Raw genomic sequence first — 7,349 nt, 5'->3', positions numbered from 1 at the left:
CGCTGGTGGCCAAAGGCCTGCTGTCGACCAAGGCACGGGTCGGCACTGTCGTGCTCGCCCGCGCCGACTGGAACATGTTCGACGCCGACGTGCTGGCCTGGCATCTCGATGCCGGCATCGACAAGCGCTTTCTTTCCGATCTGGCCGAGATCCGTCTCGCGGTCGAGCCGCGCGCGGCCGCGCTCGCCGCCGAGCGGCGTACCGAAGACGATCTCGCCGCCATGCGTCGGGCGATGGAACGGATGACGCTGGAGCCGTCGACCTCGATCGCCTTTGCGGAAGCCGATCTCAGCCTGCATGTCGCGCTCGCCAATGCCTCGGGCAATCCCTTCATGCGCTCGATCGGCGCGGTGATCGAAGCCGCGCTGCGCGCGTCCTTCGTGCTGAGCGCCCCGGTCGAGACCGAGGATCGCGAGACGGTGCTGTCATGGCACCGGCGCATCATCGATGCGATCGCGGCGCACGACACGGAAGCGGCCTCGGCTGCAATGATCGAAGTCATTCACAACGGCCGCCGGCGCCACGCGCAGGCCGTCGCACGCACGGACCACGAATGAGCGACGATTCCAAGAAACCGCTGCGTAGCCAGGCGTGGTTCGGCCGCCAGGACAAGATGGGCTTCTATTATCGCTCGTTCCTGAAGAACAGCGGCACGCCCCAGGATCGCTTCGATGGCCGGCCGGTCATCGGCATCTGCAACACCTGGTCCGAACTGACGCCCTGCAACGCGCATTTCCGCATCATCGCCGAGCACGTTCGTCAGGGCGTGCTCGATGCCGGCGGCTATCCGCTGGAGTTTCCGGTCTCTTCGCTTGGTGAAGTCACCATGCGCCCGACCGCAATGCTGTTCCGCAATCTCGCCTCGATGGATGTCGAGGAGGCGATCCGCGCCCATCCGCTCGACGGCGTCGTGCTGCTGATGGGCTGCGACAAGACCACGCCGGCGCTGCTGATGGGCGCGGCCTCGGCCGATCTGCCCGCCATCGGCGTCTCCGGCGGTCCACAGCTGCGCGGCGTCTATCGCGGCCAGATCATCGGCTCCGGCACCAACATCATCTCGATGAGCGAGCAATTGCGCGCCGGCGAGATCACGCTCAAGGAATTCCACGAGGCCGAAGCCGGAATGAACCGCTCGGCCGGCAGCTGCATGACCATGGGCACGGCCTCCACCATGGCCTCGATGGTGGAAGCGCTCGGGCTCGGCCTGCCGGAGAATGCCGCGATCCCGGCCGCCGACGCGCGGCGCAATCTGCTGGCGCGCATGTCCGGCCGACGCATCGTCGAGATGGTCGGCGAAGACCTCAAGCCCTCCGACATTCTGACGCGCGACGCGTTCGAGAACGCGATCCGCACCTTGGCCGCGATCGGCGGCTCGACCAATGCGGTGGTGCATCTCCTAGCGATCGCCGGCCGCGTCGGTGTCGAGCTGAATCTCGCCGATTTCGACCGGCTGTGCCGCGACGTGCATTGCCTGGTCGATCTGATGCCGTCGGGACGCTTCCTGATGGAGGACTTCTATTACGCCGGAGGCTTGCCGGCAGTGCTGCGCGTGCTCGGCGAGCGTGGTCTCCTGCACAAGGAGGCGCGCACCGTGAATGGCAAGTCGCTGTGGGAGAATGTCGCCGCGGCGCCGAATTGGAATGCGGAGGTCATCACCCCGTTCGAGACGCCGTTCAAGACGGAGGCGGGGATCGCGATCCTGAACGGCAACCTCGCGCCCAACGGCGCCGTCATCAAGCCGTCAGCCGCCTCGCCGGAACTGATGAAGCACACCGGCCGCGCCGTGGTGTTCGAGAGCGTCGAGGAGATGCACGAGGCAGTCGACGACGAGAGCCTCGACATCGATGCCTCCTGCATCATGGTGCTGAAACATTGCGGCCCCAAGGGCTATCCCGGCATGGCCGAGGTCGGCAACATGCCGCTGCCGGCAAAATTGCTGCGTCAGGGCGTGCGCGACATGATCCGCATCTCGGATGCACGGATGTCGGGCACCGCCTACGGCACCGTGGTGCTGCATGTCGCGCCTGAAGCGACCGTCGGCGGCCCGTTGGCGCTGGTGAAGAACGGCGACATGATCACGCTCGATGTCGATGCCCGCTCGCTGCATCTGCATGTCAGCGACGAGGAGCTGGCCGCGCGCCGCGCCGCATGGACGCCGCCGCAGCCGCATGCGGCCCGTGGCTACCAGAAGCTCTATGTCGATCACGTGCTGCAGGCCGATCGCGGCGTCGATTTCGATTTCCTGGTCGGCCGCAGCGGCTCGCCCGTGCCGCGCGACAATCACTAACGAGGTGCCGATGACCACAACCGCCAAGAAACACTACAAGGGCGTCTTTCCGGTGGCGCCAACCGTGTTCGATGCCGACGGCCGCCTCGACCTCGAGGGCCAGAAGCGCGCGATCGATTTCATGATCGATGCCGGCTCGCACGGCGTCTGCATCCTCGCCAATTTCTCCGAGCAGTTCGTGCTGACCGACGATGAGCGCGATCTCGTCATGACCACGGTGCTGGAGCATGTCGCCGGTCGCATCCCCGTGGTCGTCACGACCACGCATTTCTCGACCTTCATCTGTGCCGAGCGCTCGCGCCGCGCGCAGGACAAGGGCGCGGCGATGGTGATGGTGATGCCGCCCTACCACGGCGCGACGTTCCGCGTGCCTGAGGGCGCGATCTACGACTTCTATCGCGGCGTCTCGGATGCGATCTCGATTCCGATCATGGTGCAGGATGCGCCGGTGGCGGGCACGCCGCTGTCGGTCGCCTTTCTTGCCCGCATGGCCAAGGAGATCGAGAACCTGGCTTACTTCAAGGTCGAGGTGCCGCGCGCGGCCGAGAAGCTGCGGGCGCTGATTGATGCCGGAGGGGCGGCGATCGAAGGTCCGTGGGACGGCGAGGAGGCGATCACCTTGATGGCCGATCTCGACGCCGGCGCCACCGGCGCGATGACCGGCGGCGGCTACCCCGACGGCATCCGCCAGATCATGGATCCTTATTTCGCGGGTAAGCGTGAGCAGGCGATCGATGCCTATCAGCGCTGGCTGCCGCTGATCAACTACGAGAACCGGCAGGCCGGCCTTGCCGCCTGCAAGGTGCTGATGAAGGAGGGCGGCGTCATCAAGCACGACACGCTGCGGGCGCCGCAGCCGGCGATGCACCCGGCGACGCGTGCCGGGCTGATCGAGATCGCACGCCGGCTCGATCCGGTCGTGCTGCGCTGGGGACGCTGAGATGAGCGGGCTTCGTGTCGCCATCGTTGGTTTCGGCAAGATCGCGCGCGACCAGCACGTGCCGGCGATCGCGGCTACGCCGGGCATCACGCTGGCCGCGGTCGCGAGCCGCAACGCCTCGCTATCGGGCCTGCCGCATTTCGCGACCATCGAGGAGCTGCTGCGCGACGGCCCGGAGATCGACGCAGTCGCACTGTGCACGCCGCCGCAGGTGCGCTGCCAGCAGGCCGTCGCTGCGCTGAAAGCGGGCAAGCATGTGATGCTGGAGAAACCGCCCGGTGCGGCGGTGACCGAGCTCGATCCGCTGATCGCGCTCGCGACCGAGCAGCGCCGCACCTTGTTTGCGACCTGGCATTCGCGTTACGCGCCCGCGGTCGCGCCCGCGCGCGCCTGGCTCGCCGAGCGCCGCATCGACAAGGTCCAGATCAACTGGAAGGAAGACGTGAGGGTCTGGCATCCCGGCCAGCGCTGGATCTGGGAGCCTGGCGGGCTCGGCGTGTTCGATCCCGGCATTAACGCGCTGTCGATCCTGACCCGTATTTTGCCCACGCAGCTGTTCGTCACCGCAGCGGAGCTGTCATTCCCGTCGAATTGCGCTGCGCCGATCGCGGCCGATATCACAATGACTGACACCAGCGGCCTGCCGATCGCGGCTGCGTTCGATTTCCGCCAGACCGGCCCGCAGAGCTGGGACATCATCGTCGACACCGACGGCGGGCAGCTCGTGCTGTCGCGCGGCGGCGCCCGCCTGGCCATCGCCGGCAAGACGCTGGTCGAGGCGCCGGACGAGGAATATCTCGGGCTTTATCGCCACTTCGTGGAGCTTGCTGCAACCAGCACCAGCGATGTCGACCTGTCGCCGTTGCGGCTGGTCGCGGACGCGTTCCTGCTCGGCAGCCGCCGCATCGTCGAACCCTTCGAGGACTGACGCATGGCGAACGCGCGCATCACCCGGGATGTCTTCGGCACGCTGCCCGACGGCCGCGCCGTCGATCGCGTCGTGCTGCATGGAAGCAACGGCTTCGAGGCGCGCATCATCACCTTCGGCGCTGCGTTGCAGGCGCTGATCGTGCCGGACCGTGCCGGCTGCTGCGACGACGTGGTGCTCGGCCATGACAATCTGGCTGGCTATGTCGACAGGCGGCAGTTCTTTGGCGCCACCGTCGGCCGTTATGCCAACCGCATTGCGCATGGTCGCTTCGTGCTCGATGGTGAGACCATCCAGCTCAACGTCAATAACGGCCCGAACGCCTTGCACGGCGGCCCCGATGGCTTCGACCGCAAGCTCTGGCAGATCCTCGCGATCGATGAGGGCGAGCAGCCCGCGGTGACCTTGCACTATGTCAGTCCCGCGGGCGAGGAGAACTACCCCGGCCGGCTCGACGTGCGCCTGACCTACCGGCTCACCGGCCCGACCGAGCTGTCGCTCGCGTTCGAAGCGCGCACCGACCGTCCGACCGTCGTCAATCTCACCAATCACAGCTTCTTCAATCTCGAAGGCCTGACGCAGCTCTCCAACATTCTCAGCCATGAGCTGATGATCGCGGCCGACGCGTTTCTCGCCATCGACGACACCGCCATCCCGCTGCCCGGGCCGCCGCGCACCGTGGACGGCACGCCGTTTGATTTCCGCAAGCCGACCGCGATCGGCGCCCGCATCCGCAACGACGACCCGCAGCTCCGCGATGCCTCTGGCTACGATCACAATTACTGCCTGCGGGACGGGCAGGGCGTGCGGCTGGCCGCGCGGGTCGTCGCGCCGCGCGCGGGGCGGGTGCTGGAACTGCTGACCGACCAGCCGGGCGTGCAATTCTATTCGGGCAATTACCTCAATGGCGGCAGTGGCGGCAAAGGGCAGCTCTATCGCCAGTCGGATGCGCTCTGCCTGGAGCCGCAGGTCTGGCCCGACACGCCGAACCGGCCGGATTTCCCGAGTGCGCGGCTGACGCCTGACCAGGTCTATCGTCATCACAGCGTCTACCGCTTCTCGACCACGGGCGCCGCCGCGACCTCGGGCGCCGTCGTATGATGGAGCAGGTGCCGACCTCCGTTCTCTGCGACGCGCATTGCCATCTCGGCGAGGGACCGACCTATGACGTCGCGACCGGCACCGCTTGGTGGTTCGATATCCGCGAAGGCAAGCTGTTCGAGGCGCAACTCGGCAGCGGGCAGCTCCGCGTTCATGCGCTGGGCCGGATGGCGAGCGCGCTCGGCCGCATCGATGCCGAACGCCAGCTGATCGTCGCCGAGGACGGTCTCTACATCCGCACCATCGCCGATGGCGCGCTGTCGCTGTATCGGGCGCTGGAGGCCGACAATCCGGTCACCCGCTCCAACGATGCGCGCGTGCATCCCTCCGGCACGTTCTGGATCGGCACCATGGGCCGCCACGCCGAGCGCGGGGCGGGTGCGATCTATGCGCTGCATCGTGGCGAGATCGTGCTTCTGTTTCCCAACGTCAGCATTCCCAATGCGATCTGTTTCTCGCCCGATGGTCGCATTGGCTACTTCGCCGATTCCGCCGAGAATGTGCTCTATCGCGTTGGCCTCGACCCGGCGACGGGACTGCCGTCCGGCGCGCCCGAGTTGCTGTTGCGGCAGCGCGGCACCGGCGACATCGACGGCGCGGTGGTCGATGCCGACGGGTTGATCTGGAACGCCTGCTGGGGCGGCGGCTGCGTCGACGTCTACAGCCCGCAAGGCGCGCTTCTGCGCAGCATCGCCGTGCCGGCCCGGCAGGCGAGCTGTCCGGCCTTTGTCGGCGCGGACCTGTCGCGCCTGCTGGTGACTTCGGCTTGGCAGGATATGGATGAGGCGGCGCGATCAGCCGATCCCGGACACGGTCAGACTTTCCTGCTCGAGGTCGGTGCGCATGGCCGTGCCGAGCCCGACGTCAGGCTCGCAAGTTAAGAAGGAGGGACCAGAGTAAGGCTTGTATCGCCAACGATGTTGTCGGAACCGTGATTTGGTGATCATACGTTCCGTTGTTCAATCTCCAATTGAAGAAACAGAGGGGAGTAAACTATGTCAGGATTGAAGACGATTGCCGCGGCGGCCCTGGCCGGCCTCGGCATGATGGCGCTGAGCACCGGCGCCTTCGCCCAGGCCAAGCCGACGATCGGCATCGCGATGCCGACCAAATCGTCGGCGCGCTGGATCGACGACGGCAACAACATGGTCAAGGTGCTGAAAGAGCGCGGCTACAACACCGACCTGCAATACGCCGAGGACGACATTCCGAACCAGCTCTCGCAGGTCGAGAATATGGTGACGAAGGGAGCCAAGGTGCTGGTGATCGCGGCGATCGACGGCACCACGCTGTCGGACGTGCTGAAGCAGGCCAAGGCGGCCGGCATCACCGTGATCGCCTATGACCGCCTGATCCGCGATACGCCGAATGTCGATTATTATGCGACCTTCGACAACTTCCAGGTCGGCGTGCTGCAGGCCCAGTCGATCGTGGACAAGCTCGGTTTGAAGGACGGCAAGGGACCGTTCAACATCGAACTGTTCGGCGGCTCGCCGGACGACAACAATGCCTACTTCTTCTACAATGGCGCGATGTCGGTGCTGCAGCCCTATCTGGATTCCGGCAAGCTCGTTGTGCAGTCGGGCCAGAAGGGCATGGACAAGGTCGCGACCCTGCGCTGGGACGGTGCCACCGCCCAGGCCCGCATGGACAACCTGCTCAGCGCCTATTACGGCAACAAGCGCGTCGACGCCGTGCTGTCGCCCTATGACGGCCTCTCCATCGGCATCATCTCGTCGCTGAAGGGCGTCGGCTATGGCAGCGGCAACCAGCCGATGCCGGTGATCAGCGGACAGGACTGCGAGGTCCCGTCGATCAAGGCGATCCTGCGCGGCGACCAGTATTCGAGCATCTTCAAGGACACCCGCGATCTCGCCAAGGTGACCGCGGACATGGTCGATGCCGTGCTCACCAAGAAGGAGGTCAAGGTCAACGACACCAAGACCTACAACAACGGCGTCAAGGTGGTTCCGGCCTACCTGCTCAAGCCCGTGGTGGTGGATAAGAGCAACTGGGAAAAGACCCTGATCGACTCCGGCTATTACAAGAAGTCGCAGTTCGAATAAACTCGATCCTCCCGGCAGGCGAGGCTA

7 protein-coding genes are annotated in these 7,349 nt (G+C 65.9%); all 7 read left to right on the top strand.

What is annotated here, in order from left to right:
- Positions 1–557: FadR/GntR family transcriptional regulator (locus WA702_RS30100; protein ID WP_425114170.1), on the top strand; the 557-nt coding region annotated here is incomplete at its 5' end.
- Positions 554–2,287, top strand: coding sequence for an IlvD/Edd family dehydratase (locus WA702_RS30095; RefSeq protein ID WP_425114169.1), 1,734 nt, complete (start codon positions 554–556; stop codon positions 2,285–2,287). The genes WA702_RS30100 and WA702_RS30095, both read left to right, overlap by 4 nt.
- A 10-nt stretch (positions 2,288–2,297) precedes the next feature.
- Positions 2,298–3,227, top strand: a complete 930-nt coding sequence (locus tag WA702_RS30090; protein WP_425114168.1) for a dihydrodipicolinate synthase family protein — start codon at positions 2,298–2,300, stop codon at positions 3,225–3,227.
- 1 nt (position 3,228) lies between these two features.
- On the top strand, positions 3,229–4,155 hold the full coding sequence (locus tag WA702_RS30085; protein ID WP_425114167.1) for a Gfo/Idh/MocA family protein: 927 nt from the start codon (positions 3,229–3,231) through the stop codon (positions 4,153–4,155).
- Positions 4,156–4,158: 3 nt separating this feature from the next.
- Positions 4,159–5,256 carry an aldose epimerase family protein gene (locus WA702_RS30080; protein WP_425114166.1) on the top strand — a complete coding sequence of 366 codons (1,098 nt, stop codon included), beginning with the start codon at positions 4,159–4,161 and terminating at the stop codon, positions 5,254–5,256.
- A complete protein-coding gene (locus WA702_RS30075; protein WP_425114171.1) occupies positions 5,256–6,137 on the top strand; it encodes an SMP-30/gluconolactonase/LRE family protein in 882 nt (293 codons plus the stop codon). The genes WA702_RS30080 and WA702_RS30075 overlap by 1 nt, the downstream gene beginning before the upstream one ends.
- A 114-nt stretch (positions 6,138–6,251) precedes the next feature.
- Positions 6,252–7,322, top strand: a complete 1,071-nt coding sequence (chvE, locus tag WA702_RS30070; RefSeq protein WP_425114165.1) for a multiple monosaccharide ABC transporter substrate-binding protein — start codon at positions 6,252–6,254, stop codon at positions 7,320–7,322.
- The last annotated feature ends 27 nt before the right edge of the window (positions 7,323–7,349 follow it).

The organism is Bradyrhizobium sp. (assembly GCF_049798375.1).
Taxonomy (GTDB): Bacteria; Pseudomonadota; Alphaproteobacteria; order Rhizobiales; family Xanthobacteraceae; genus Bradyrhizobium.
This window is presented reverse-complemented; position numbering and strand designations above follow the sequence as displayed.

Bases quoted from the DNA above. Each gene is read 5' to 3' on its own strand.
- chvE (WP_425114165.1), top strand. From the start codon at position 6,252: ATGTCAGGATTGAAGACGATTGCCGCGGCGGCCCTGGCCGGCCTCGGC.
- WA702_RS30090 (WP_425114168.1), top strand. From the start codon at position 2,298: ATGACCACAACCGCCAAGAAACACTACAAGGGCGTCTTTCCGGTGGCG.
- WA702_RS30075 (WP_425114171.1), top strand. From the start codon at position 5,256: ATGGAGCAGGTGCCGACCTCCGTTCTCTGCGACGCGCATTGCCATCTC.
- WA702_RS30080 (WP_425114166.1), top strand. From the start codon at position 4,159: ATGGCGAACGCGCGCATCACCCGGGATGTCTTCGGCACGCTGCCCGAC.
- WA702_RS30085 (WP_425114167.1), top strand. From the start codon at position 3,229: ATGAGCGGGCTTCGTGTCGCCATCGTTGGTTTCGGCAAGATCGCGCGC.
- WA702_RS30095 (WP_425114169.1), top strand. From the start codon at position 554: ATGAGCGACGATTCCAAGAAACCGCTGCGTAGCCAGGCGTGGTTCGGC.